At 34.8% G+C, this 25,011-nt stretch carries 23 protein-coding genes; all 23 read right to left on the bottom strand.

All coding sequences use genetic code 11. From position 1 onward, the window contains the following. Nucleotides 1–219: hypothetical protein (locus PT287_RS09525; RefSeq protein ID WP_277134518.1), on the bottom strand; the 219-nt coding region annotated here is incomplete at its 3' end. Between the two features lie 394 nt (nucleotides 220–613). After that, nucleotides 614–1,510: a hypothetical protein gene (locus PT287_RS09530; protein ID WP_277134520.1), complete on the bottom strand. Its 897-nt coding sequence runs from the start codon at nucleotides 1,508–1,510 to the stop codon at nucleotides 614–616. Next, nucleotides 1,510–1,989, bottom strand: a complete 480-nt coding sequence (locus PT287_RS09535; protein ID WP_277134522.1) for a thioredoxin family protein — start codon at nucleotides 1,987–1,989, stop codon at nucleotides 1,510–1,512. Before PT287_RS09535 ends, PT287_RS09530 begins: the two co-directional genes overlap by 1 nt. A 9-nt stretch (nucleotides 1,990–1,998) precedes the next feature. Beyond that, on the bottom strand, nucleotides 1,999–2,625 hold the full coding sequence (locus PT287_RS09540) for a hypothetical protein (RefSeq protein WP_277134524.1): 627 nt from the start codon (nucleotides 2,623–2,625) through the stop codon (nucleotides 1,999–2,001). A gap of 15 nt (nucleotides 2,626–2,640) precedes the next feature. Then, a complete protein-coding gene (locus PT287_RS09545) occupies nucleotides 2,641–3,264 on the bottom strand; it encodes a hypothetical protein (protein WP_277134526.1) in 624 nt (207 codons plus the stop codon). An 11-nt stretch (nucleotides 3,265–3,275) separates the two neighbouring features. Continuing rightward, on the bottom strand, nucleotides 3,276–4,490 hold the full coding sequence (locus tag PT287_RS09550) for a peptidoglycan DD-metalloendopeptidase family protein (protein ID WP_277134527.1): 1,215 nt from the start codon (nucleotides 4,488–4,490) through the stop codon (nucleotides 3,276–3,278). A 1-nt stretch (nucleotide 4,491) separates the two neighbouring features. Beyond that, nucleotides 4,492–6,501, bottom strand: coding sequence for an ATP-binding protein (locus PT287_RS09555; RefSeq protein ID WP_277134528.1), 2,010 nt, complete (start codon nucleotides 6,499–6,501; stop codon nucleotides 4,492–4,494). Between the two features lie 15 nt (nucleotides 6,502–6,516). After that, nucleotides 6,517–7,428 (bottom strand): AtpZ/AtpI family protein, encoded by a 912-nt coding sequence (locus tag PT287_RS09560; protein WP_277134530.1) that lies wholly within the window; start codon nucleotides 7,426–7,428, stop codon nucleotides 6,517–6,519. A gap of 8 nt (nucleotides 7,429–7,436) precedes the next feature. Then, the gene (locus tag PT287_RS09565) at nucleotides 7,437–9,689 is read right to left on the bottom strand and encodes a pLS20_p028 family conjugation system transmembrane protein (RefSeq protein WP_277134531.1); all 2,253 of its coding nucleotides are present in this window, start codon (nucleotides 9,687–9,689) and stop codon (nucleotides 7,437–7,439) included. Nucleotides 9,690–9,778: 89 nt separating this feature from the next. Further along, entirely contained in the window at nucleotides 9,779–12,559 is a 2,781-nt protein-coding gene (locus PT287_RS09570) for a VirD4-like conjugal transfer protein, CD1115 family (RefSeq protein WP_277134533.1), read from the bottom strand. After that, a complete protein-coding gene (locus tag PT287_RS09575; protein ID WP_277134534.1) occupies nucleotides 12,549–14,897 on the bottom strand; it encodes a hypothetical protein in 2,349 nt (782 codons plus the stop codon). Before PT287_RS09575 ends, PT287_RS09570 begins: the two co-directional genes overlap by 11 nt. A 30-nt stretch (nucleotides 14,898–14,927) precedes the next feature. Further along, nucleotides 14,928–15,230: a TrbC/VirB2 family protein gene (locus PT287_RS09580; protein ID WP_277134535.1), complete on the bottom strand. Its 303-nt coding sequence runs from the start codon at nucleotides 15,228–15,230 to the stop codon at nucleotides 14,928–14,930. Nucleotides 15,231–15,453: 223 nt separating this feature from the next. Continuing rightward, nucleotides 15,454–15,663, bottom strand: coding sequence for a hypothetical protein (locus PT287_RS09585; RefSeq protein WP_277134537.1), 210 nt, complete (start codon nucleotides 15,661–15,663; stop codon nucleotides 15,454–15,456). Between the two features lie 475 nt (nucleotides 15,664–16,138). Then, the gene (locus tag PT287_RS09590) at nucleotides 16,139–18,256 is read right to left on the bottom strand and encodes an isopeptide-forming domain-containing fimbrial protein (RefSeq protein WP_277134539.1); all 2,118 of its coding nucleotides are present in this window, start codon (nucleotides 18,254–18,256) and stop codon (nucleotides 16,139–16,141) included. A 73-nt stretch (nucleotides 18,257–18,329) separates the two neighbouring features. Continuing rightward, entirely contained in the window at nucleotides 18,330–19,568 is a 1,239-nt protein-coding gene (locus PT287_RS09595) for an SLAP domain-containing protein (protein ID WP_277134540.1), read from the bottom strand. A 21-nt stretch (nucleotides 19,569–19,589) separates the two neighbouring features. Further along, nucleotides 19,590–19,862, bottom strand: coding sequence for a type II toxin-antitoxin system RelE/ParE family toxin (locus PT287_RS09600; protein WP_277134542.1), 273 nt, complete (start codon nucleotides 19,860–19,862; stop codon nucleotides 19,590–19,592). Next, nucleotides 19,855–20,079 (bottom strand): DUF6290 family protein, encoded by a 225-nt coding sequence (locus PT287_RS09605; protein WP_277134543.1) that lies wholly within the window; start codon nucleotides 20,077–20,079, stop codon nucleotides 19,855–19,857. Before PT287_RS09605 ends, PT287_RS09600 begins: the two co-directional genes overlap by 8 nt. Nucleotides 20,080–20,142: 63 nt before the next feature. After that, complete coding sequence (locus PT287_RS09610) at nucleotides 20,143–22,689, bottom strand: isopeptide-forming domain-containing fimbrial protein (RefSeq protein ID WP_277134545.1); 2,547 nt, start codon at nucleotides 22,687–22,689, stop codon at nucleotides 20,143–20,145. Nucleotides 22,690–22,859: 170 nt separating this feature from the next. Next, nucleotides 22,860–23,276 carry a hypothetical protein gene (locus PT287_RS09615; protein WP_277134547.1) on the bottom strand — a complete coding sequence of 139 codons (417 nt, stop codon included), beginning with the start codon at nucleotides 23,274–23,276 and terminating at the stop codon, nucleotides 22,860–22,862. A 6-nt stretch (nucleotides 23,277–23,282) separates the two neighbouring features. Further along, the gene (locus PT287_RS09620) at nucleotides 23,283–23,828 is read right to left on the bottom strand and encodes a hypothetical protein (RefSeq protein ID WP_277134549.1); all 546 of its coding nucleotides are present in this window, start codon (nucleotides 23,826–23,828) and stop codon (nucleotides 23,283–23,285) included. Between the two features lie 4 nt (nucleotides 23,829–23,832). After that, entirely contained in the window at nucleotides 23,833–24,033 is a 201-nt protein-coding gene (locus PT287_RS09625; RefSeq protein WP_277134551.1) for a hypothetical protein, read from the bottom strand. Between the two features lie 306 nt (nucleotides 24,034–24,339). Beyond that, on the bottom strand, nucleotides 24,340–24,621 hold the full coding sequence (locus tag PT287_RS09630) for an HU family DNA-binding protein (RefSeq protein WP_277134553.1): 282 nt from the start codon (nucleotides 24,619–24,621) through the stop codon (nucleotides 24,340–24,342). A 45-nt stretch (nucleotides 24,622–24,666) separates the two neighbouring features. Continuing rightward, complete coding sequence (locus PT287_RS09635) at nucleotides 24,667–25,011, bottom strand: hypothetical protein (protein WP_277134554.1); 345 nt, start codon at nucleotides 25,009–25,011, stop codon at nucleotides 24,667–24,669.

Consider the following 25,011-nt stretch of genomic DNA (forward strand, 5'->3'; position numbering starts at 1 on the left):
AATTTTTATTTCATCATTTCGATTTAATGCTTCAAGTGCTAAATCGAATTTAGTGCGTTCGTAGTTTTCTAATTCGTGATCGGCATTGTCTGCTAAAATCATTTTTATGTAATCATTTCTACTCAACTTTGTATGATTAACTCGATTTAATTCGGCAACTTTTTGATCTAACTTATTAAGAGTTTTGTCTGGAACTTTTCTGATAAAAATATCTGGCATTTTGCTTTTACCTTTCTAAAAATGGGGTTTTCACAAACTAATAGTAAAGAGCATAAGGGAAACTGCTATCACTTACCTTTGGTAAGTGGATAGTTTGGCGGTGCCAAACGGTTTCTAGCAAATAGAGGGTGCTATCACTTTTCTTCAAAAAATACACGTACGTGTATGTCGAAAAAGATTGATATAATAATATTTCTATTTTGAAGTTTGTGAAAATACACGCACGTGTATGTTTTAGTACACGTACGTGTAGCTCTAAAAATGCTGATATTAAAGCATTCTGACACGCACGTGTATTTTAAACTTTGGCCGTTTTTACTAAAATTTAGCAATGAAAAAGGCGTTAATTTTTTAAAATTCAACGTCTAATAATTTATATTTGTAATCAAAAACATTAGTTTGTTTGTTCCAAAATATTTACTCTGTCAATCCGTTTTTGATATTCAGCAATCGAATTTTGATCATGCTTAATGTCGTTATTTTGAACAGAAATATCATTTTCAGTTTCATTAATTTGGTCTTGTAGGTCGCTCTTATCTTCCTTCATTGCCGAAGCAAGTTTCATATTAAGCTTATCTAACATCTTGTTATCATCACTGATAATTCTATGCTTTTTCTTAATATCGTTGTTCAAATTTTTAAGCTGCTGCGAATATTTTTGTAGCGCAAATTCTTTATATTTCTGTTCATAGTACTGCTTATTATGGGCAGTTAAATTGCTAATCTGTGATACTTGATGTTCTTCTATGTAGGCATTAACAATTTTATTTTCGCAATCAGTATTTAGATCCGTATCTATTTTTTCAGGCCAAATATCATATTCAAGTAGACCAAAACCAGGAGCTACATTCTGTGTTTCAATTACGATAAAATGGTCATTTACACGAATAACTTTAGTTGGGTATGTTACTGGTTTTTTATTTTGAATTTTGTATCCAATATCATATTTCAGATTAGCTAAGTTTTTATCATCACTTGTACTGTCAATTTGATTTTGGTTGCCTATAAAAAATTCACTTACCATTAAGTGAGTATTAGGATTATATTGACTTTTGATTTTTTTAAGTGTTGCACTTTCTGTTACCTCACTTTCTGTAATTGTTGGAGCTGCATAACGATTATTATTTGTGATAAAAATAGGAATGGTAAAGCCAAGAAAAATAATTCCTAAGAAAATACATACTTTTCTAATATATTTTCTTCGGTGGCCATACGGCTCTTCGGGTTTATCATTCTTTTTCGGTGGTTCAAGACCAAAAATTTCGTAAATATGATTAATAATTTCTTCCATTAATGTTGTTCACCTACTTTATTATTCTTAATAAAAGTCTTGATATTCTTAATATTTGAGCCAGAGTAACGGCTAATTTCTGTACCGGAATTATCAATTAATATTAAAGTTGGGACAGTTTTGACGTGATATTCTACAATAGATTTTTCATGATTTAGTGCATTTTTAGTATTGATAAATTGAATTGATGAACCTAAATCGTGCATGATACTAATCAGTGGAAATACTTTTTTGCAGTCGGCACAATCATCACGATAGAAAAATAAAATAGAATTTCTTCGTTTAATTCGAACTGCTGAACGATTAGTTCTAGCTTGATTAATGTGAGAATTTTCTATAGAGATACCAATGAATAGCATTAAAAAAAGACTAACAAGAATTGCTAATCTTTTACTGATCTTTTTAAATAAATTCTGTTTTAAGCGTTTTTTACGATCACGCTTTTCTGCTTCTCTTTGTTGCCTTAGTCTTGGATTCATTTAGCTAACCTATCCGTTATCATGTGTAAAATTGAAGCCTAATAAAGTAAACTTCGTGAACTTCTGCTTGTTGCTATCATATTCAAAAAGGTACCAATCATCTTGATTATGTTTACCCTTAATATTAATTGAAGATTGAGTTGAATTTTCATCAATGATACCTGAATAGATACCTGATTTAGTTGTTGGACTAGCACTAACAGTAGTTTCAATATGCGTTGAAACTTCGTTGAATTGCTTAATTTCTTTCATTGATTTAGTATCTAAACCTGTGTCTGAAATTGCGCTAGTAGTTGCATAACGAGGTAGATTTTTATTTCTAGTATCTAGTTCAGTTTGCGTTTGATCGTGATTAACGTTATAGAGTAATTTGAAAAAAGCATTAGCATTGTTTTGTAGTAATTTGATGTTTTTTTCGTCATTGTAATTTGCTTTAACTGCTGGATCATTAGTAATTTTTATAGCAGCTTGTCGATCAGCAATATTTTTTAATTGCCGCTTTTTAGCTTGTAAAACTATCTTAGCTTGTGCAGTTTTACTATCAATTTGATCCTGCTGCAGTTTAAAATAACCAGTAGTTCCTAATCCTATTGCAGCTATTATAAGGGCAATACTTATTTGTACTTTAAGCTTCATCTTCGCACCTTCTTTTTAATCATCTGTATCATAATATCCTTTCAATTGGCCGTTTTGTAAACTAACAATTTTGGCCGAATTAGCTGCTTGCCTGGTTAAGTCATAGTCAAAATTAATTATCTTAATTACTCCATATTTTAAATAATTTGGTTTATACCGAACTATGGCCGTAATTTGAGCATGATGTAAGTCGCTAGTATCATTAAATGCAACGTTAGCAGTTGCTTTATCTGCTAAGACAAATTTAAATTTGTCATCATCCTTTTTATCATAAACTTCGTCTGGATTACCGTTCATTTTGTATAATGTTTTTTCAAAATTAGGGCTTAAAACTTTTGCTAGTTCTTGAGAATGTTGTTGAAATTCAGCTGCAGTTTTGTAGCCACCTAATGCCATCTCTAAACTATTAGTCAAACTTTCACTAGCTTTAAGTTTCATTTGGGTAATATCAAAAGTTTTTTCGTGATTGCTACTATTTTTTTGATTCTTCAAGTTACTAATTTCTTGATTAGTAGCAGCAATTTGATTATTAGTCTGAATAAGTTCTGCCCTTTTTGGTTTTGTGGCTACCGCTAGCAAAATTGATATTGCTGCGATTACCCAGCAAAAATATTGCCACACTTTAGAATTTTTTCTCATATATTCTGACCTCATTTTTTCAATCCATGTTGAATTACTTTAATTGGATCCAGCCAACAATTAGGGTGGTCAAATCCATTTGCAACTGGTGAGCCGATCTGATTCATTGTAGGATTCTTTTTATTAGTAGTGATACCCAAGTGAACGTGAGTGCCTGTGATTGTACCAATTTTTTGACCAATTTTAACTTTGTCACCTTTATGCACGTGAATATCGCTGCTGCTATTAAATCCCTCCTGGTAAATAATATTATAGTCACCTGCTTTTTCCCAAATATAGTGTAAAGCAGCGCTATCATAACCAACTTTGTAAATTGTACCACTAGTAACAGCAATAACGTCAGAGCCGTTATGAACACCATTTAAACCGTTTGAAAAATCAAAGCCGTCATGGAAGTTAGTTTGGCCACGTGAGTATGAAGTATGCCCATATTGACCACCATCAAGACTAGCAGGCTTGGATTTAATAGATTTAAATGGCCATGTCCATGTACCACTGTATTGGCTATCATCAGAAGAATTAGGACAAGTGCTACTACCATCACTTGATGAATCTGTAGCGTCGGAATTAGAACCATTATTACTTGCAGACAACTTTATTTTGCCTTTGCCATATTTTTTAGCCAATTTATTATAATTCGTATACCAATTTTGACCTAAACCAACATAGTGATCAACATTATCTCCCATGTAACCTTTACTTTTTAAGATAACTACAAACTCACGCCAGGTGCTAGGCTTTTTGCCACCTAGCATGTTTTTTATTGTGTTGCGATAAATTGTAGCAAACCCACTAATATTCTTAAAATGAGCGTAATGGTCGCCTTCTGGTGAAATGTTACCAGGAGTGGCCACGTCACTAAAAGTGGAGCTATATTTTATACCACCGAAGTTGTTATCTTCTCTAACTTCTGTTGTATCTTGCATGCCTGTTTCAGCTGCAAGTTGAGCAAAAACAAGAGCGGGCTTAATTTTTAAGTCCGCTCCTACTGCTTCTGACGCAGCTACTGCTTTACTAATTACGTTTTTACTATAACCACTCACACTTAAATTGCCGCTACTACTATCTGTTTGTTGGTCGCAAGTTTGACTTTGCCAGGAGAGTAGTAAAGACATAATGCCACCACCAATGCTAGAAACACCAGCAAAGATAAACATAATTCCCAAAAAGCCAACTGCAGCAATAATTAACCACTTTTTAAATTTACGCTTTAAGTGTTTGAGCATTTTACCGTCCTCCAGTAAATAGCTCTAATTCTTGTTGCGTTGGTTCAACTTGAACATGGTACCGTTTAGTCGTTCCAATGGTAATAATTGTCTTACCTTGTTCTTGTTTAGGAATTTGTTCATAATCTGCTTCACTTAATGTAGAACCCAGAAGCTTATTTAGTTTTTCTAACTGTCCTGCTTCATGCCGAAAAGTGGCTTTATACTGACAGAACAATACAATTGACTTCAAAGTTTCCAAGTCTGCAGAAGATACATTATCGGGTAACATAGCACCTAAATCCTGTGTAGCAAGCGTAATTCCTGCATAATATTTACGAAATTCTCGAGCCATATTAACAATTTCGTTAACTGCAATCATGTTGTTAGGATTAATGATGTTGTGGCACTCATCAAAGTAAATACTAAAGTATTGACGATCAATATCGGGTACATTAACTTGTTGCCGGCCATTAATAACGGCTTGATTCTGAATTAAATTTAAAGTAGAGAATAATTGTGCATGATAAATATTTTGATCCATTTTAGATAATGTTGAGGTATCAAAAGAAACAATTTGCGTATGATTTAAATCACGTAAACTAGAAATGCCATCAAATAAATTAGCATAATTCTCAATCATATTATTTAAGGCAATAATTATTTGTTCGTAAGTATTGCGTCTTTTAGCAGTTGCATGAATTTTGTCTAGAAATTCTGGTGTAGTAATTCTAGTTACATAATCTCTAAAATTAGATAAAACCGGGTATTCTTCTGGCTTTAAACCAGTAATATGAATGCTCTCTGGGCGTTTTTGCCAATCAGCTGGTAATAACCCACAGTCAACATAAAAATGCTGTAGAAGCGATGAAAACTCTTGTTTAGTAGATTCATCAAGTTGGTTATTCATCACGTTACTAAAAAGAACAAGTAGTTTGGCCACATGTTGCCTAAAACTTGCCATTTCATCAACTTTTGTTTGGTCAGTTTCAGAAGTAGCTGTCGCTAAGACTTGCATTGGATTAATCATACCTTCTGAACCATCTAGCTTAATGACAACCCCGCCTTGCGATTTAACTAATTTAGTATATTCACCGGCCTTATCAATTAGGCGAACATAGTAACCACGATCATAATCACTTTTTTCATTCATTTTCAAAAAAGTTGATTTACCAGAACCCATTTGCCCTAAAACTAGGGTATTATAGGACGTTCTTTCCGGTGTGTGTGCAAAGCGATCAAAGATAAACGGGCCATTTGTTGACGTGTGACCTATCAGAGTACCATGATCATCAATTAATTCTTCGCCTTGAAAAGGCACACCTCCTCCAATTACTGCTGCACCTAGTGTTGTTGCTGTAGGAGCAACTAAAGAGAGCTTTTGACCTGAATAGTCTTGATACCACGACTTGTACTGTTCCGGCAACGTAAATTGAAAGACAACCCCAGTGTAACCATCACCTTTTAACTCACGAGCAATCTCACTCATGCGTTCTTCTAATTTAGGTAGAGTAGGAGCATAGACTTTAATTTGAATACGAATTGATTTAGGTATTTCAGCACCAGAATTAAATTGCTTGGCTAACTCTCTCAAATCCAACTGTTCTTGATCAGCTGTATCCATATCAGTCTGATACCGCCCTTTACCAGCTTGTTCTTGCTTTTCCGTAATACTGCGATTAAGTTGGCTTTTAACTTTGTCTGGTTCTTCGGTATGAACATCAAATTTAACTTGTGTAAAGTCATTACCAAAAATTTGATAAAGCCACAACAGATTCGGGTCTTTTCGATAGTCAATTATTGTTAAATAGGTAAAATAACAATTCCCAGTAGCAGCATACTTATCATAGAAACGAACGCCACCTTGTGGCTGATAAGCCGCAATAAAGTTGAGATCATATCCTTTAGCTTCTAATCTTTGTTCATCACTTGCAGAAAAAAGCTGTTTCCCGTTGTCTTTACCCAAATGATTACTACGTTCTGAGTAGAATGCTTTTCTACCAAAAATCTTAAATTTATCAATAACTTTCAACTAAACCACTTCTTCCTAATTATTGATTGGATTATTTTTTGCAAATTCAACCGCAATCGTTTCATCACGATTTAATTCTTTTGGAGCTAAAATACCTGCCCCCATCTTGTAATATCCGGTCTTTTGTCTAACTTCTTTAACACTGTCTGCAAAAAGCTGTACATAATACTTTCTTGAACTATACAGGTCTGTTCGCCGCTCAATCATACTAGCTTGTTCAATTTTTTCTGAAATATCTCTAACCCTTTGCCTATCTTGTACAGAAGTACCACATTTTTGGCGCAAATGCCGCCAATATCGCTGATTGCTACTCATATTAATTCTGGAAGTAATTACAAAATAGGCGCAATCTTCAACGTAAGTTCGACTGACATTCGTTAAACTATCCTGCCAAATAACTAAACCTGAATCTGGCAAATTAAAAAGATCCGTTGAATCCAACTGTAAATAACGAGCAGCTGTCCCGTTTTGATAAGTTAAAATTCCATCTTCGGTACAATTAATTGGCCCACCCAGCGCCAAGGTGTTTTTAATTTGATCTTCTAGCTTTTTATTTTTATTTTTAATGCTAAACAATTCTTGATCCACCTTATTACCTTTACTTTTTTCATCTACAACTTCTTGGCTAACAATTGAAATTGGAAAATACTTGCTTCTATCCTGCAATAACAAAAATATTAATACACGCCAATTACGCATACCTGGTGCCGACTTGGTTCTAATGATAAAAAACAATCCCATCGCAAACCCCAGAATACCCATTGTGATTTTTATCAATGGCAAAGTTGAATAAAGCCCACTCAACCGTAATCCAATGAAAGTACACAAAAAGACAATCCCAATATCAATTACATTAAAAAACCAAAGTTTAATAGCAACTTTGGTAGTTTTAGGAATCATCATGTGTTTACGATCATAATTCTGCATATAGTTACCTACTTTCTTGTACGTGGTGGAACAGTAGAACCAGAATCATTTGTAAGCGAATTTCTACTTAGATTGTCATGAGCATAAGTACTTACAGGCTTATCCATAGAAGTAGTTTCTAAGTTCTTAGACGCATTAAATTTAGAACCATCTAAGTTACGACTAGGAATATCATTTGTTCGTACTGAATTGACATCATCTTTCCATTCAGCATAAGAATATGGCTGCTTAGTAACCGGATTATAGTCAACTGGCAAATAAGTTGAATTAGGTTCTGTCAATTTGTTTCTAGTATCATATTCTTTAGCTCTATTCTTCCAACTATTAAAATTAGTTGAACTTAACGGATTACTCTGTGTTGGCATGTCTTGATAGCCATTTCCAATTGGAGGAATATCACTTTCATTAAAACTACCAGGATCAGTAATCGGCATATCTGATTCAGGAGGAAGTGGTACATCAAATCTAGGATCAACGTCACTGCTACCTTGACTGTCAGATTCAGAAGCTTCTTGTTCACTTTGTGGCTGCTGCGCCCGATCTACAACTTGATCATCTTGAACTCTTTGAGCTGCTTCTGCAGCAGCCATTGCGTCACCAGCTCCAAAAGCACTAGCCATTTTACCTGCAAAACCATCATATCCTGATTGTGATTCTCTTGAAGCTTTTTCACCCTGTTTTTGAACTTGCTCTGCTTTTTGTTGAGCCTTAGGTGTTTGCTTAATGTCTGCTGAACCAAAATCGGTAATACTACCTGACCCAGAAGTATTTGGATTAGTGATCTTATTACCGTTAGAATCCATTCCTGCTAACTTGTTAATAGCATTCTGACGTGAACCTGCTTGTGCTTGTTTTCTTGCGGCACGTTGCAAGCTACCGGTAGTATTATGCTTGTCACCCCAGTTTTCCATCTTATTTTTAGCTTTTCCAGGAACACCTGCTACTGCAGCACCCAAATGACCTAATTGTCTAGCACCGTAAGCGACTGAACCTGCTGCACGCCAACCGTGTTGTGCTCCAGTATCAACGTTGAAGAATAAGGCAACTTTATCATTACCAGTAATCAACATAATTGTGGCTGCTAACATAAATATTGAGAAGCCCCAAACATTAGAAATGCTTGAGTTAGCCCATGTACAAGCTGCTTGATAAAAAGCCAGTTCAAAGGCTTGCAGACTAACTAAAAGGATTGCGGAACAAAGCGAATTAATTACTTGCTTAGTTTTTTGGCCAGTATCCAAGTCAACCGCAAAAATTACTGTACCTAAAATATTCATCACAACAATATCAATAAATGATTTTACAATTGCATATCCTGCAAATAAGTAGGCAAAAGTTAAAGCAATCAATGCAATTAAAACTGGTAAGAAATTAACTGTAAATCTTTGATAACCGCCAATTGAAAAGCCAAATAGGTGCCAAATATCAGCTGTATCCCATGTTGTACCTTTACCATCTTGCTTAGGGGTATTTTCGGCAGTGTACTTCAACCAACCGTATAAGAAATGAGTACCAGGTTTTTTGTCATACGAACCTTTCTTGTAAGGGTGATCTTTTTTCTCAAGTGCAGAACCATCTTTTACTTTTTCGTTATCCAGAACCTCGGTAAAGTCAACTTCACCATTATCAACTTTCTTACGGCTTAAATTATTTAGCCCCCAATGTAGTTTAGCTGGTGCTTTATCCGTTGAATTAGCTGAACTTACATTAGTTCCCTTAAAGTTCGTATCAATCATGTATTCCAAATCATTAGTATGGCTTGCTAAAATATTAAAAGGTAATGCACTAGTTCCTTTATCTATTTTGGAAGAAGTTGAACCCAATAAACCTTGTGCAAAGTCTACAGATTGTTGCGTTAGCCAAGTTGTCATAGTACCCAAATTTGTAATCAAAAAAGCGCTTATCAAAAGTTGTACTACAACATTTTTGATTCTAGGTGCGTGATGATCAACAATAATTTTAATTGCAATCCAAATTAAGCAAATTATCATTAATGAAGCTGACAATCCTCTAGCCCACTTCATAAAAGTACCAACTTGACCATCACCATTAACTTGATTCACGAAACTAGATAGATTGAGCATATCATTCATGAACTCACTAGAGGCGTTGGCCACGCCATAAACCATTTGAACAATCCACCACTTCATAATCGAAAATGCACGGATAAAAATATTTGAATAGTTCAAATAATTAAGAGCACTATGTAAAGCATTTGTAGGAGCTACATCGGCTAGTTCCAACAGTCGAAATATCAACATTTGTTTTCTCCTAATTAAAAAATAAAAACCTAGTAGTTTCCTACTAGGTTTCTCATGATTTTTAAAATAAAAAGCCTAGTGGCTAACCACTAGGCTTCTTCTATTTCTTTTGTAAATAACTTGTCCAATTTAACTCTAATATCATCATCTCCAATTGAATTTAGACACGTCTTAACTTTTCGAGTATCACCAGAATCAAAATAGGCAAGAATTTTATTTGCTAAATCAAAATCAACTCCGTTACCACGATAATCTTCAAGTAATAGAGCAAACCCTGAATTACTACGTTTATCCTCCTGCTCCGGTGTCAGTGGTTCATCAACAACGTTTTCTAAAACCTTTTCATCATTTTCAATATCGTCCATCTTCGATTTTCCTTTCTTCTTTGCTAATTTTCCGGCTTCATCATTTATTTTTTCTAAAACATGTCTCACGATGTCATCATCATTAGCATGTTCAGTACTTTTAGGTGCAATGCTATTCTCATAAGCTTCAACAGCTGCTGGGCTGGCAGTTCCACGCAAAAAATCAACATAATTAATGTTTAAACTATTTAAGTCCAAATCTTTATGTAAGCATTCAACCCTAACTAAATTAGGATCAATTTGTGGGTCAAATTCCGTTAAGAAAGTATGAGCAAATGGCATTCGAGTTTTACCATGATTAAAAATAGGATATGGTCGAACACGATTTCCCCATTTATCAAAGCGGTGAACTGATCGCAAATTAAAATCTTCGCCGGCTAACATTTGCGATAAGCGACTAGCAGTTATTAATGGCACTGCTTCTGCGTGTCGACTAGTGCTAGTTGATGATCTTTCTCCATTGCTATTACTTACACTATTAGCTTCAACAGTTTGTTGTCCTGCTGCTTTACTAAAATCTTCATTAGTTTTATTATCGTTAGTCTTGATTAACTTTTGATTTTGGCCATTTTCTTTAATCGTTTCGCCTTTATCCCTACCATACTTACCATAAAGTTGTTGGTAAGATTGCAAAGCTTCCGTAAACAGAATATTACGCCCAGCAGAAACGGTCATCATACTATCCATATCAGTTATCGGTAGCATATTGCCAAACTCATCTAAAATAAAATGAACCCGAAAAATAGTTTTATTACCTGCAACATGTTCGCATTGCCGAGCTAATTCACTATAAAGCTGCTGAATAAAAATAGAAATAATTGCATTATTTGACTGATCATAGTCAGGAGCAGATAAAAATATCGCTGTTGGTTTATCAGAATAACGAAATTTGATATTAGTAATATTCAGCTCATCAAATAATTTCTTAACTCTAACATCATGATTATTTTGCTTATCAGCGCTTGAATTAAAGCCTAATTGTAATACTGTATGCTTTACTGTGGCTTTATCAACTCTATAACAAATTTCTACCCAATCACCATCTTGTAATTTGACATCAAAATTATAGTCAACAAAACCACCAGCACCAACTGTAATCGGAAATTCAGCTAAAACCTTAGATTGCTTTGTTCCCTGATCAGCAGGTTTTCTAAAACGTAAAATAATTCTTCGGGCAGCTAATTCTTTAGATACTTGAAATTTTATATACTTAGGAAACCCTATACTACGTAATTCAATTGAGTTCATACTTGTCATGGCAGCATTTTGAGGTAACTGAAACTTTTGTAAACCTTGAACTAGGGAAGAATAAATTGAACTACGTGAATTTTCTGGACTAGTTTGAATAACAGTGTACTGTTGCTTACCAAAAGAACCTTGAGGTAAATTGGCAAAATAGTCGTCAAAGATCATATGCTCTTTAATTGTTGGCCCGATTTTTTCATAGAATTTTACGCCAACTAATTGTGCTATTTGATCGGCAACATTATGCAGCGTTATTCGTTCAGGGTGCGCTTTACCATCAGCAAATTTATCAGGATTAAGGCACATTTTAATTAATTCAGCAATATTGGCATTAGAACCACTTTGCGCTCCTTCATAAACCCAACTATTCACGCCAGCGTCTGCTTTATGATAAAACGCATACGAAATACTGTTAATCATTGTTTCAGCAGCTGCTATATCTCCTTCTTGCCATTTTTCAGTTGCCAGTGTCAACGGATTATAACTCATTGAGTTCATTGGATCGGCTAAATTCAGTAAATAGACATCATAGCCTCGCTTTTTCAAAGTGTCAACAGAAGCCATGTATAGCTCCTTTTTTGGGTCATTAACAACCATAGAAGACTGCTTTTCAGCCCTTGATAAGTTATCAATCATTGGTAAAATAACTGTTTGCCCTTTACCCGAACGACTAGTACCGACAACAATATTATGCGAAGTATCATCATCAATGTAATATTTATTACCATAGTGACTAACTGGAAAGCCACCATAACCAGGAAAGGTTTGATCCTTTTCTGGTATTCCTTTATATTGTGCTTTAAGTTCTGATAAAGTAGTAAACCTGCTATCACCCTTTTGGCCATACGCAATAGTACTACTAGGAACTCCAGTATTAGTAAGCGGAACCTTTAACTTAACAAATAGGAAGCATACTGCAATTATACTTAATAGCAACGTAACAGCTAAATCACCAAAACTAATTTTTAATTGCCAGGGAATTAAAGCTGCTAAAGCCGCTTTCTTAAAAAACATGCTGCTATGCAATAAATTACGTTGGTGACTTGCTTTAAATAAAATACCAAACCAGTGTGCAATATTATCTAAATATAATAATAAAAGCCATACAACACTAACTGTAATCACTGTCTGTTTATTAGGTAAGTTAATCCCACTTTTCGGGGACAATTCTCCTGGTATTTCTTCCCCAGGAGCAGCCACATTAAAGCTATGCTTAACTCTATGTAGTATAGACTGTAATTTATCTTTATTAATAGCCATTTCTTGCCTTCCAACCATTATTCCAATCTTTGACATTGTAAAAAGCTAACGCAATCGCATGTTTAGCCGCAGCGCTAAGTTCCTGCTTCTCTACTGGAGTAATTTGTAAATAAATTGATCTAATTTTAGCCTGATCATTAGCTGCAATCGCGTAATATAATCTACTGATCCAAGTAGAGTGATAATCATTGATCTCTTTAAGCGCCCTAATATCGCCTTGACCTAAAGCGCCATCAAGAACATCAATTTTAGCCGACCAACTATTAGTGGAATGATAACGAATGACATTACTATCGCCAGCTTGCACTGACGCTTTTTTCTTTTTATGGGTGATAACTTTACTGGTAGCTTTCTTATTCTGATCCTGCTTCACTGTTTTAATAGCCTTAGCTTTTAGCTTTAACTTGCCAACAGTATTAGCTTTTTTCGTTACTTGGGTGCCAGTTGCCAACTCACTTAAAGTAGGATTGCTAGTTTGTTCAGCATACAATTCATAACCACCAGCCGCCAAAAGTGTCGCAATTAAGACACCACCGACAATGCCAATAACTTTTTTACTTGATTTAGTAGGTTGCTTATCATTTGGTTCATCTTGGGGACTAACTACTTCAAATTGTCCTACTGGTACCAACGCCTTTGTATCAACGTGCTTCGCAATTGCTGCTTCAAGATCAAGTTTTTCTCCTTTTTCAGCAGCTTGTTGTTGATCAGCAAGCGCTTCTTTAATTGCTTTACTTACACTAGATGACAAAGTCTTAGCAAAATCTTCAGGGTATTGTTGATCGTGCTTTTTACGATACTTTAGCTCTTGTTCCTTTAACTGATTTAACCGATTAATTGCTGAAATCTTAGCCTGCTGTTGATTTAACATCTGCTGTTTATTATTATCTTTACGCTTCTGCCGCTCAATTTGGCTAGACTGTGTTTGCACACTACGTTCCAAGTGAACCAAATTAGTAGCAAAAGTATTTTGGTGCCGGGTAAAGATCTTATCCAAATTATCAGAATAGGAATTTTCTACTTGTTGATGAATATCTTGTAATTTAGCATTGCGCTTTTGAATTTCTTTAGCACGATACTTTTCTTTAGTAGCTTGATTCTTTTGCTTTAATTCAGCGTCAATTTGATTTTTCCGTTTCTCTACCCATTTTTTCTGCTCTTGATTAAAGGTGTCCTCACGATGCTTAATTTCGGTATTAATTCGATCGCTAGCTTCAGCAATTCTGCGAGCCGCTTCATCTTGAAGCTCTTTGAGCTTGGCATCTTTTTTATCTAAAGCGTCTTGTTCAGTATCAGCTTTTTCTTGGTTAGCCGCTCCTTGATTTTCCTTCAAGTCATTACCGGCTAATCCAGCAACAGTTTCAGTAAGTAGTGCCTGATTGACTTCATCATAAGAATTTTTTAAGTGATTGATCGCTGTTTGCTTTAATTTATTCTCGGCTTTTGCAAAATCGCTAGCCGCGTTTTTTAAATGGCAATTTTCAAGATCACGATCGATTAACTGATTTAACTTTCTTTGATATTTATCTTGAGGATTATCAGAATAACCCAAACGCTTTTTGATGACTTGTAAATCAAAGGCGGTTTCGACATCTTTATCTGGTACTGCCTGAAAAAGATTTTTGGCTGCCACGTAATCTGACTTAGCAATAACTTCTTGTTCTGATTTAGTCAAATTAACTGCCATTTTTGTATTTTCTTTTGTTTGACTAGTAGAAATAAAAGAAGCAGGATTAGGGGTTACTTTTGAAGGCGATTCTACAGTCGTTTCATGATTAGTTGTCTTGCTGTCTGGCGAACTTGACCGTTGAATGCTTGTCTCAGCACTTGTATCTTTGGGGGCAACGCCCCTTATGGAGCATTGATCATTACTCTTTTCTTTCTCATTTTGATCACTCTCTTTTTTCTCTGACTGTTCCCTTTGATTTTCTTTTTCGTCAGTAAATAAATAATTAACATCTGAACCTAAATCTTGGTTATCAGGTTCCTCATCTTTTAATTCTGATTCGATTAAATCAGCTAATTGCAATCTATTTTTACTTTCTTGTTCATCAACATTAGGATCAAGTGCAATGCGATCAGCAATACCACGCAACCCCAATTGTTCATCAGCATGCTCAATATAAATATTGGAAACTGTAAAAACTTGCTTAGCTTGATCTGGTTCAATCTCTAAATCACAATTTATCTTTTGATCAGTACTAAGCGTTTTAGCAAGTACTTTAATCTTTTGATTAGCAGTAATTAAATCTAACGCTTTACTATTTGCCGTAAAGCGTCTGCCATTAAGCGTACTTCGTACCTTTCTCGGAACGTTCAAAAATCTAATTTTGCTCATATTCCAACTCCCTCTATTAGTTACCTTGTATTAGGCAAAGATACTCAGTATCCACGGAACAATTGATGTCGCTAAAGCAATTACACCAGCACCAATAAGACAGCCACCCATAATCCTTTTAGCAATCGCTGCTCCTCCACGTCCAAAGAACCAGGCAATACCAGCTATAATCAACATGATAATCGATAATGTAACACCAATTTTTGTCAAACTACCTTGTAAGCCACTAATTGCAGTATTAGCTTTATCAATTGGATTAGTTATTGCACTGCCGCTTGGAGCCTTAGCCAAAAATAGTTGTCCTTTTAATAAAAGATTATTTAAAAAGTTCATGTTTTTCTCCTTAAAAAATAGAATATTATTGATAAAAATTGCATGGATATTTAACTAAACCATTGCTACCACCTCTTTTTGAAAACAAAAAAAGCGGCAGCTTAATAGTTCGTTACTACTAAGCTGCCGCTTATTAAAAATATTAAATTAATTTGCCCACCACGCACCCGGTCGAGGGAGAGACCACGCTAAAACTTTACTTCTTCCCTACCTTAACTAATTACTAAACTTTGGTACCAGAATTTGTTTCTTTACCAAATAAGCGGGCTATTGTGTGGCCAAAAGATACTAACCTACCTAAAAAGCGATTTGAACCTACTGCACCACAACCAACAATAACCAGCAAAATATATATTGCTGAAAGCGTCCATTTTATAACAATCATTTTTTCTCCCTTAAACAACAAAAAGCCCAGTAATTCATGTTTTGTCATGATTACTGGGCTTTCTTACTTATCGATTTTTCGTTATAATAATACTTACAGAACAGCTAAAGTGGTGGCTATTTCCTTTAAAAGAAGATGATGCCAATGGTGATTAAACACCAAAAACAAAATCTAATTGAAAGGAGGATAGCACAATACCTTTATGGGTATTGTTTCTCTTATCTTGTACTTAGCATTAATTTTTGTAGCTTTAAGATATTTGTTTCATTCTCTCAAGAATGCGACAACCGCCTTAACTACTTGGATTATTGCCCTTGCAAGACTGTTTTTCGTAATTAAGAAATTATTTACGAAAAACAAAAAGTAATCATTTTAGCTTAGGCGGCTGATGATTACTTCGTTAACCTATTAGTTTGTCACCACTTTAGCAGTGGTTTCTGTAAGGAGTTCTATTCGTAGTAGAGCCCCTTTTCTTTTGTCATTATAGCATATTAATTGCGTAAATCACAAAATTACCTATTTACTAGTTCAAATCTGGAAGTTCAATCCACTTTTGAACACTAGCTTTTGGACTGTTTGGCTCAACGTCAACATTGTTAGTTGGATCATCCTTGCCATTAACCGTAAAGATAGCCTTATTCGGCACCTTAATCTTGCCACTGTCCTTGTCCAAGTAGTCCATCAGTTCTGGTACATTCTTAACATTGGCAGTAATAATCATTTCCAGGTGCTTACCGTGCCACTTAGTTGCGTCATTAGCTACCCAATCAGCAGTATTACTATCAGTTGTCAGCTTACCTTGATCAGTTACATCTTTGTTGCTGTCGTCTAAGTCGTAAACATGAACGTCTTTAAGGTTCAAAACAGGCTCAAGCTTGTCTTTAAGTTCTAATGACTTAATGTTCACGCCATCAGGTGCAGCAACCTTAACTGTATACTTGTAGTCTTGGCCAAAGTCTACCGCTAAGTCTTTACCGTCCCCCTTACCATCAGCAGAAACTGCCTTAGTCTCATTCTTTGGTGTAAATGGAATGTTAGTGGTGGTCTTGTTACTATCAGCAGAACCATTGGAAGTAGTGACTTTAGCGTCATTGTAGATCACTGCCTGATCATCATGCTTCGGGTCTTGGTGATCAGCTAGAGTAACACCAGGCTTGACCTTGCCATCAAAAGTTACCTTGTATTGTTCCCGGTAAAAATCATCATTAGCTAACGCATCACCTTTAGCCACAACAGACAATTTATTATCACTATCAACGTTTATTGTAAACATGTAAGTTACATCTTGGTTATTACGATTATAAACATGAATATTAGAAATGTCTAAATCTTTATCAAGATCATCAGTAATCATATATTCTGTATATTTAAATCTATCCAAAACTTTAGGAACATTATGCGTAATTTGATAATGATATTCTTCATAACGATTCTTTAACAAGTCATGATCCACTGATTTATCTGTACCTATTTCACTTGGTACATTTGTTCCCTCATCAGAATCTGAAACATACTTTACAGGATCACCTGGTTTATCTGGAGTAATTGGCTGAGTACTAAATTGTAAAAATGCATGATTAAACATATCCGAAGCAATGGAATTTCCTAAATCAGAAATAGGATATTCTTTATCAGCATCTGGGTCATACTTACCCGTCATATTCCAATTATTAATATCAGATTCAAGATCATTTTGATCTTTAATTGCATGTTCACCTGTATTTTCACCGTATACCCAGTCAATTATAAAACTAGACGAGTCAGAATAAGCTGCCGTAAAACTACCTTTTAGTTGATTAGAAGTTAATGTTCCTGCATTATGACCTGAATTATCTGTTATCTTTGTATTATGCTGATTGGCGTCAGAGTAAATATAATTCTTTCCACCCATATTTTTATAGCTAAGCCATGTATTGCCCTTATTATCATGATCACCATAATAAATTTGATCAACATTAGAAAAAGTATTGGGTTCAATACCTACCCATTGATCACCATCAATATCATTAAATGTCCAAGATCCTGTTATCTTTACTGGCTCATGCGTTTTATGATCTAGATAATCTAGTCTATATTTAACTGCACCTAACCCAGGCGTAAAAATTTCAAAATCATCTTTACCAAAGGCTGCGTAAGCTTGCTTAATATTTTTTCTGGTATCAGCCTTACCATTTCCGTTTGTATCTACCCATTCATAATTTTGTACTTTCCAATCCATCATTGTAAGTTTTATATCGATCGTATGACCATTATAAACACCTACATTTGAATAATAGACACCTACTTTTCCTTTCCACTGATCATTGTTTCCATCATTATCACTTAACTTAAAAGCAAACCAATGATGTGTACTATCTTCTGTATGTGTACTTGAAGAATACCAATCACTATTTGTTGCTCCAAAAGGCTTTACTTCAGTAATACCTTTATCAATTCTCGCAGAAAAAGCATATTGACCTGGAATTTTATTTTGAGCAGCATTAGTACTTTTAGGTAAATCTGTCATTTGAGCATTATCTGCATGTACAACGGTAGGCTTCCTTGCACCTAATCCCATAGATAAAGCCAATAAGATCACAACAGAACTACTTATTCTCTTAACATATTTTTTCTTATTTGGAACTGAATCTAATAAATTCATTTATTATTCCTTTCTCAAAACAAAAAAAGCATTACAGTATTGCAATGCTTTTTATATTATTTATTTTCGGCTTTTAATTTATATTATAAAAGCTTTCCCACTTTGAACTGCTACCAGAAACCTCAATAAAGACTACTCCTACACTAGTTTTTGGAGAAGTACCATGCCAATTATAATGTAATCCTATAGCCGCAAAAGCTAATTGATCATTATCACCCAAAATCATACTATTATAGTCTTTACTTTCTTTAAAACTATTAAAGATTTGTGTTGCAACATGTTCAGGATCTCTGTCTTTAAAATTAAATGAACTTGGTTGACTACTTCCAACTTCACCATGTCCATAATAATTTGGAATATCAAATGAATCAGAAATATCCATACCATTTTTAGACAGACTAGGCAAATACGTTGCCAACTGATCAGCAGTTGCAGCATTTAAATTGCTTTCATATTTCCATAGATTAGTTTCTGTAGAAGTAACATTGCCTACAAAATCTTCTAACTCCGTATTAGTTTTATAAGCCGGAAGTCCTTTTTCAATTCTATAATTTTGAATATCTTGCCACAAATATTTCTTAATTTTAGTTAATTCATTATCGCTAAAATAAACTGTATATCCTAGCTTATCATTATTATTAGCCAAAAGATAATCAATTTCTGCTTGCGTAGGTTTATCTCCACTTTCAGAACCATCAGTAGAATTAGGCTTATTATTAGAAATAGTACCAGTATTAACGTTACTAATATCACTAACTAAAATATAATGATTGCCACCAATCAAATAATACTTCTTGCCATTAATCGTCTTGGTGCCGTAAGTCATTTCTTTCAGGCCTTTTTTCAGAGTAACACCTGTTGGCTGACCTTTACTATTATAAACAGTGGTTGGCTTAGTTACCGTTACTGAAAAATTTTTGGTAGTTGACGTTGCAGTATTAGAGCTAGCATTAGTATTTGCAGAAGAACTGGTATTAACTGGTGTTGAGTTGCTTACTGTTCTTACTTTGGCTTTTTTAGCTGTTGTTGCCTTGATATAGCGTCCTTTGCTAATGTGATAATACTTTCTACCATGAATTGTTACTTTGGCGTAGGCGGTGTAATAATGGCCTTTCTTCAAGACCTTCTTACCCTTGCGCTTACCACGCTTAGTATAGACCTTGGCATTCTTCTTTAATTGAATTTTGAAAGTCTTAGCCTTTTTAGCAGCTTGCACAGTTTGCGATTGAACGTTGCCGTCATTAACCACTGCAAATGTCCCCACACTTAGTAATGCTGCACTCGCTAAACTAATCAATACTCGTTTGTTCATTATTCCATATCTCCAAATCAATTATTTTTTGTAGACATCATTACGTTTATCAGCATTAATAATTAAAACTAAAAACTTATCATCATGAATATCTGCAATAATCCGATATTTACCCACTCTATAACGCCAAAGTGTTTGTAAATTACCTTCCAACGCCTTGCCCCATAATCGAGGATTTTCAGAACCAGTAATGTGACTATCAAGCCAAGTAACAATTCTTTTCTGAACCTGCTGATCGAGCTTTCGAAACTTTTTAAATCCTACTTTATCAAATTCCCATTTAAATCTAGTCATTTGATCGACCAAAAACTATTTTTCTAACTTCATCAGCTGACACTGTTCCTGTTGATTCATTAAGCATTTTAATTGCTTCTTGATAATCTTGTTGATCTTCTACCTTTTCAGTAACAGCTTTTCTCATGTATGTAGAAATAGTTTCACCGTCAAATTCAGCCATTTCTTTAATTTTTTGGTATACATTATCAGGGAATCTAATAGTTGTAACAGTCATAATCTGTTCCTCCTAATCACTATAATAATTATAGCACATTCACCTACTAATGTAGCAAAAATGTTATTTCTTAAAAATCTTATTCAGCTTCTCTTTAAAGCCTGGATTTTTCTTATACAAGTAGGTAACTATACCGCCGGCACCAACTAAGAGCATTGCTACAATCCACCCGGCATACTTCATCATAAAGTGACCTGTCTTTGGTAATAAACCATTCTTACCAATTACGGCATTATCTGGATTATTAGGATTTAACGCACCATGCTTACCAAATGGATTTTTATCCTTTTTGTTAGGATTATTCGGATCATTTGGATTATCTGGGTTATTCGGATCATTCGGATTATCTGGATTTGGAGTTGGATCACCGTTTAGCTTAGTTTTAACCTCATTAGTTGGTGTGTCCTTCCCGTTAATTTGGAGGTGTCCTACATTAGGAATTTCACGGTCAGTATATGAACTCAAATCAGCGTCAGGTTTAATATTAGCTGCTACAGCTGCATATAAAGTTTTTCTGCTATATTTGGTTGGATCTTTAGCAGTCCAAGTCCAGCTTTCGTCAGCGTTGCTAGTACTCAACGCACCATCATTAGTGATGTTATTACCATCGGAATCAAGAATTACGACATTCTTCAAATCCAACACATTTTCCAAATCATCACTAAGAACTAACGATTTCATATCGGTAGAATTGCCAATATTAAAAGTGAGTAAGTAGTCTACGGCGTCACCACGTGCGGCTTCATTACTATCAACCGTGGTTGAATTAATGATTGACTTCAAGTCATCAGCGCTAGTTGGCGCCGTTGTCGTCACATCGCCGCTGCCTTGATCAGAAATCTTAACCTTTTCTGTAGACTTATATGGTTCGGCTAACGTATTTAGTGCGTCATTAAACTGTTTGTCCGTCACCGAACTATTGGCTTTAGCGTATGAACCATCTGGATTCTGCTTAACCAACTTTTTAGCTGCTTCAATCCGAGCATTCTGTTGGTTTTTATCAATTGCTTGGTCTACTTTATCACCCGTATCTTGACCGGCAGCTGTTTCCGTCTTGTTGCCAAAGAATTTAGTCCAATTCGACGGGTCTTTAACAATCCCTTTCTTAGCCGTTGGTTCCTCTGTCTTAGGCGTTACCAGTGGTGTATTAGAAGCCGTATCGCCGCCATTAGCCTTCATGTGTGCTGTATTAGAAATTTGAATAGTATTGTTCTTGATATACTTCTGCAAATCGGCATTTGGCTTAACTTTAGTTGTTACTAAGACAGTGTAGGTCTTGCCGCCCATTTCCTTAACAACGTCATCTTTCGGCTGCCAGTTAAAGCTTTCCTTATCCTTATCAGTCTTTAGCGTACCGTCAGAATCAGTAATATCTTTGCCATCGGCATTTTCTACTTTGACACTTTCAAGGTCTAGTACATCTTCAAGATCATCAGTAAATTCAACATCTTTTAAATTCTGTCCTAAACCTGGTGTGAACTGAACCTTATACGTAAAGTCCTTACCAATCTCAACATTATCTTGATCCTCATGGTAGGAGCCAGATAATCCTTCAACACTCTTAACAACTTTATTTTTAGCAGGCGGCGGTGTCACAACTTTAACCGTATTTGACGGTGTTTTCTTGTTGTTATACTTCATATCAGCCGTATTCGGAATTTTATACTCATTAGAAGCTTTATCCAAGTAGGAGGACAAATCAGCGTCAGGCTTTACTTTAGCAGTAATATCAACTGTATAAGAATGATCAGGCATTTGCGTTAAGTAATCCTTAGTTGGCTGCCAGACAAAGCTTTCCTTACTATCATCTTTAGTAAGCGTACCATCATCTTTGGTAATATCATTACCTTTATCATCAGACACCTTAACACTTTCAAGGTCTAGTACATCTTCCAAGTCATCTTCAAAATCTACATTTGAAATATCTGTCCCGTTCTTAGGAATAGTAAAGACAACCTTGTAGTGAACTTCATCGCCTTGGTTATACTTAGCTTCCGTTGTCCAATTGCCATCTTTATCTTGAACCGCCTTAGTAACAGTAGGTTCTTTATCATTTGGCGTATGAACATAAACCGTATTTGAGGTAGTATCTTTGTCGTTGATCAGCAAATTACCAACATTAGGAATATTGTACTGGTTAGTATTCTTATCCAAATACTTGTCTAAATTGGCGTTTTCTTGCAAGGTAACTTCGGGACGCATAGTCATCTTGCGGCCAAACCACTTAGTCGGATCCTTCGCTTGCCAACTAACCTCATTCTTGGTCTTATCAAAATTAAGGGTACCCTGATCGGTCACATCATTATTATTCTCATCAAAAACTCTCGCCTTTGAGTAGGTAAAGCAAGGTTCTAAGCGATCGTAGAACTCCAACTTATCCATTTTTTGATCGGTTGGAATTTGATAAGTAATATCAAAGGCAATATCTTTACCCTTGGCAAAAGTACCTTCCGTCCCAAATTTAACCTTTTCGGCTGCCTTTGCCGTGATTGGCGCTGCTGGCTGATTTACTTGGTAAACTGTCGCTCCAATACCAACGCTGGCTAAAGCTGCACTAGCACCCACTGTGGCCATCAGTTTCTTAGCTTGTTTCCTTGTTAGCTTTTTCATTCAGCTATCCTTTCTTAAAACAAAAAAAGCACCGTTACTTTGCAGTAACGGTGCCGTTAAAACATCATTTTAATTTAAAACTTTTCTTTTTACTTCATGAACCACTTCCTTTTTTGGCAACAAAAAAATCGTTGCTGTTAAACAACGAGTAAAAAATCGATAAATAAAAATTATGAATTACCATACCCTCCATACAAGGCACCAGCAGCAGCAGCTACAATTACAACTGCTAAAAACCAGTACTTGACAGCAAAGTAGGCAATAATAAAACTAACTAATAATAGAATAAAAACCGTAACTCTTAACTTAGTACTTTTAGATTTATTTATGATAAATCTAATTCCCCAAATTGCAGCTATACTAGTCATAACAAGCACTATTCCACCGCACCATGCAGCATTTTTATAGTCCGTAGTTCCAACTATCTGCTGTGCATTCCAAAAATTATATATTCCACCACATTTGTAATACTCGGTAACAATGGTCTTATAAAACCTTGACAGTTTATACCATTCCCAACTGTTCACTAGTATCACAATTATTAAAAAAGGACATATCAGTTTATTTTCTGTTTCGCTATCAGTCAATTAAATTCAATTTTCCTTTATCATAAAACCAATTATTGCTATAATAATTCCCCACAAAAAAGTTAGTCTTGGCAGAATCTCATTTGGACTCTTTATAGTCCATGAATATAATTCTTTTACCAGCCAAATTATAGCAAAATATCCCCACGTTGTGATAGAAATTAAATATAATAAATTAACCGATTCATCCAAAAGTAAGCCTGGTATTAATAAAAATACATTTATCAATGACCAAATAGTATATAAGCTTATTTTGTTCTTACTTACCAAAAAACAGGATAAAAAAATTAATAAAATTATTCCTATGATTATTAAAATAACACCACTTGAACGACTAGATAAATCAGCTTGAGCAAAAAGCTTAAAAAAGTTTTTAAACAGTTGCAAATTAGACAAAAAATAATAAATTTTTTTAGTAGTTCCATTAGTAAAAAGTATTATTTTCCCAGATTGAATAAGACCTAGACCAAAAGCTATAAATAAAATTTTTAAATTAATTTCTTGTTTTATGAATTTCTTTATCGAAGTCATACTAAATTGCTTATTACTCATACACTTACTTCTTTTCCAAAACCATTAAGTCATTAATTAGTTCTAATTTTACCTGTAATACAGCGAGCTTACTACAAACAATTTCAGCCGTTATCCAAGTAAACACAAAGAAAATCAAGCCAAAATAACCATACATTTTACATATTAACTTGTCTTTTTGAAACAATAACCCACTACTTTGTACATTAATACTAATAATAGCCACTGTAAATTCATACAGACAAAACAACACGATTAACCACAAAAATATTGGAACCAAGGTAAGACCTTTCCAAATTAAGCAACTTATTTTAGTTGAACAATACTCATCTGTTAGTTCAGCGCAGTTCATGTTTTCTAGCATTTTATGATAGAATTTCCATTTTTGCAATTCGGTATTTTTTCTTGTGCTACCAAACATTATTTGACAAACCTTTCCCAGTTTTCTATACCTTAGCCCCATCACACACCTTGCTTTTTATAACAAAAAAGAGGCATCTCTAAACGCCCCTCCAACTTATATTTGGTTAAACTATTTACCTTTCACCGCTTCTTTTAGTTCCTTGCCTGGCTTAAATGCTGGAGTTTTACTTGCTGGAATTTGAATTTCTTCACCAGTTTGTGGATTGCGTCCCTTACGGGCTGCTCGCTCACGTACTTCAAAGCTGCCAAAGCCTATCAGCTGAACTTTATTGCCCTTTGCTAAATTCTCTTGAATTGTGTCCAATACTGCTTCAACACCTGCAGTAGCCTTTTTCTTGGTTAGCTCTGCTTTATTTGACACTTGTAAGACTAATTCTGCTTTATTAATCATAATTACCTCCTAGTTGTAGAACAAGTTAACCATACCAAGCTTAGTTTAGCAAGATTTTACTTCAGCTACTACTCCAAGATCTATACAAGTCACACAGTCAACAGTTTCTACTACATTTTTAAATCTTTTGCTATATTTCTTCCAATAAGCATCTATTCCCACTTGTTTTATTTCAGCCACATCTTCTTCTGAATAAAATTCATCATTTTTGACTAGCTGCTTAAATTTATGCTTGGTTAGCTTAAAAATAGTCGGTTGACTGCATACATGCACGGTATGTTTTTTAACCGAAGCTTGTAATTTTAATTCAGAAATATCTATAAACTTAACTCCATTATTGGGGGTACTGCTTAAATACTTACCATCCTTAACAATAACTTTTTTGAACAT

Origin of the sequence: Lactobacillus sp. ESL0679 (assembly GCF_029433515.1) — a bacterium.
GTDB lineage: Bacteria > Bacillota > Bacilli > Lactobacillales > Lactobacillaceae > Lactobacillus.

What these genes read in the sequence shown, in the direction of transcription:
- PT287_RS09530 (WP_277134520.1), bottom strand. Translation starts at nt 1,510, where the DNA reads ATGGAAGAAATTATTAATCATATTTACGAAATTTTTGGTCTTGAACCA.
- PT287_RS09535 (WP_277134522.1), bottom strand. Translation starts at nt 1,989, where the DNA reads ATGAATCCAAGACTAAGGCAACAAAGAGAAGCAGAAAAGCGTGATCGT.
- PT287_RS09540 (WP_277134524.1), bottom strand. Translation starts at nt 2,625, where the DNA reads ATGAAGCTTAAAGTACAAATAAGTATTGCCCTTATAATAGCTGCAATA.
- PT287_RS09545 (WP_277134526.1), bottom strand. Translation starts at nt 3,264, where the DNA reads ATGAGAAAAAATTCTAAAGTGTGGCAATATTTTTGCTGGGTAATCGCA.
- PT287_RS09550 (WP_277134527.1), bottom strand. Translation starts at nt 4,490, where the DNA reads ATGCTCAAACACTTAAAGCGTAAATTTAAAAAGTGGTTAATTATTGCT.
- PT287_RS09560 (WP_277134530.1), bottom strand. Translation starts at nt 7,428, where the DNA reads ATGCAGAATTATGATCGTAAACACATGATGATTCCTAAAACTACCAAA.
- PT287_RS09565 (WP_277134531.1), bottom strand. Translation starts at nt 9,689, where the DNA reads ATGTTGATATTTCGACTGTTGGAACTAGCCGATGTAGCTCCTACAAAT.
- PT287_RS09570 (WP_277134533.1), bottom strand. Translation starts at nt 12,559, where the DNA reads ATGGCTATTAATAAAGATAAATTACAGTCTATACTACATAGAGTTAAG.
- PT287_RS09575 (WP_277134534.1), bottom strand. Translation starts at nt 14,897, where the DNA reads ATGAGCAAAATTAGATTTTTGAACGTTCCGAGAAAGGTACGAAGTACG.
- PT287_RS09580 (WP_277134535.1), bottom strand. Translation starts at nt 15,230, where the DNA reads ATGAACTTTTTAAATAATCTTTTATTAAAAGGACAACTATTTTTGGCT.
- PT287_RS09585 (WP_277134537.1), bottom strand. Translation starts at nt 15,663, where the DNA reads ATGACAAAACATGAATTACTGGGCTTTTTGTTGTTTAAGGGAGAAAAA.
- PT287_RS09590 (WP_277134539.1), bottom strand. Translation starts at nt 18,256, where the DNA reads ATGAATTTATTAGATTCAGTTCCAAATAAGAAAAAATATGTTAAGAGA.
- PT287_RS09595 (WP_277134540.1), bottom strand. Translation starts at nt 19,568, where the DNA reads ATGAACAAACGAGTATTGATTAGTTTAGCGAGTGCAGCATTACTAAGT.
- PT287_RS09600 (WP_277134542.1), bottom strand. Translation starts at nt 19,862, where the DNA reads ATGACTAGATTTAAATGGGAATTTGATAAAGTAGGATTTAAAAAGTTT.
- PT287_RS09605 (WP_277134543.1), bottom strand. Translation starts at nt 20,079, where the DNA reads ATGACTGTTACAACTATTAGATTCCCTGATAATGTATACCAAAAAATT.
- PT287_RS09610 (WP_277134545.1), bottom strand. Translation starts at nt 22,689, where the DNA reads ATGAAAAAGCTAACAAGGAAACAAGCTAAGAAACTGATGGCCACAGTG.
- PT287_RS09620 (WP_277134549.1), bottom strand. Translation starts at nt 23,828, where the DNA reads ATGAGTAATAAGCAATTTAGTATGACTTCGATAAAGAAATTCATAAAA.
- PT287_RS09630 (WP_277134553.1), bottom strand. Translation starts at nt 24,621, where the DNA reads ATGATTAATAAAGCAGAATTAGTCTTACAAGTGTCAAATAAAGCAGAG.
- PT287_RS09635 (WP_277134554.1), bottom strand. Translation starts at nt 25,011, where the DNA reads ATGTTCAAAAAAGTTATTGTTAAGGATGGTAAGTATTTAAGCAGTACC.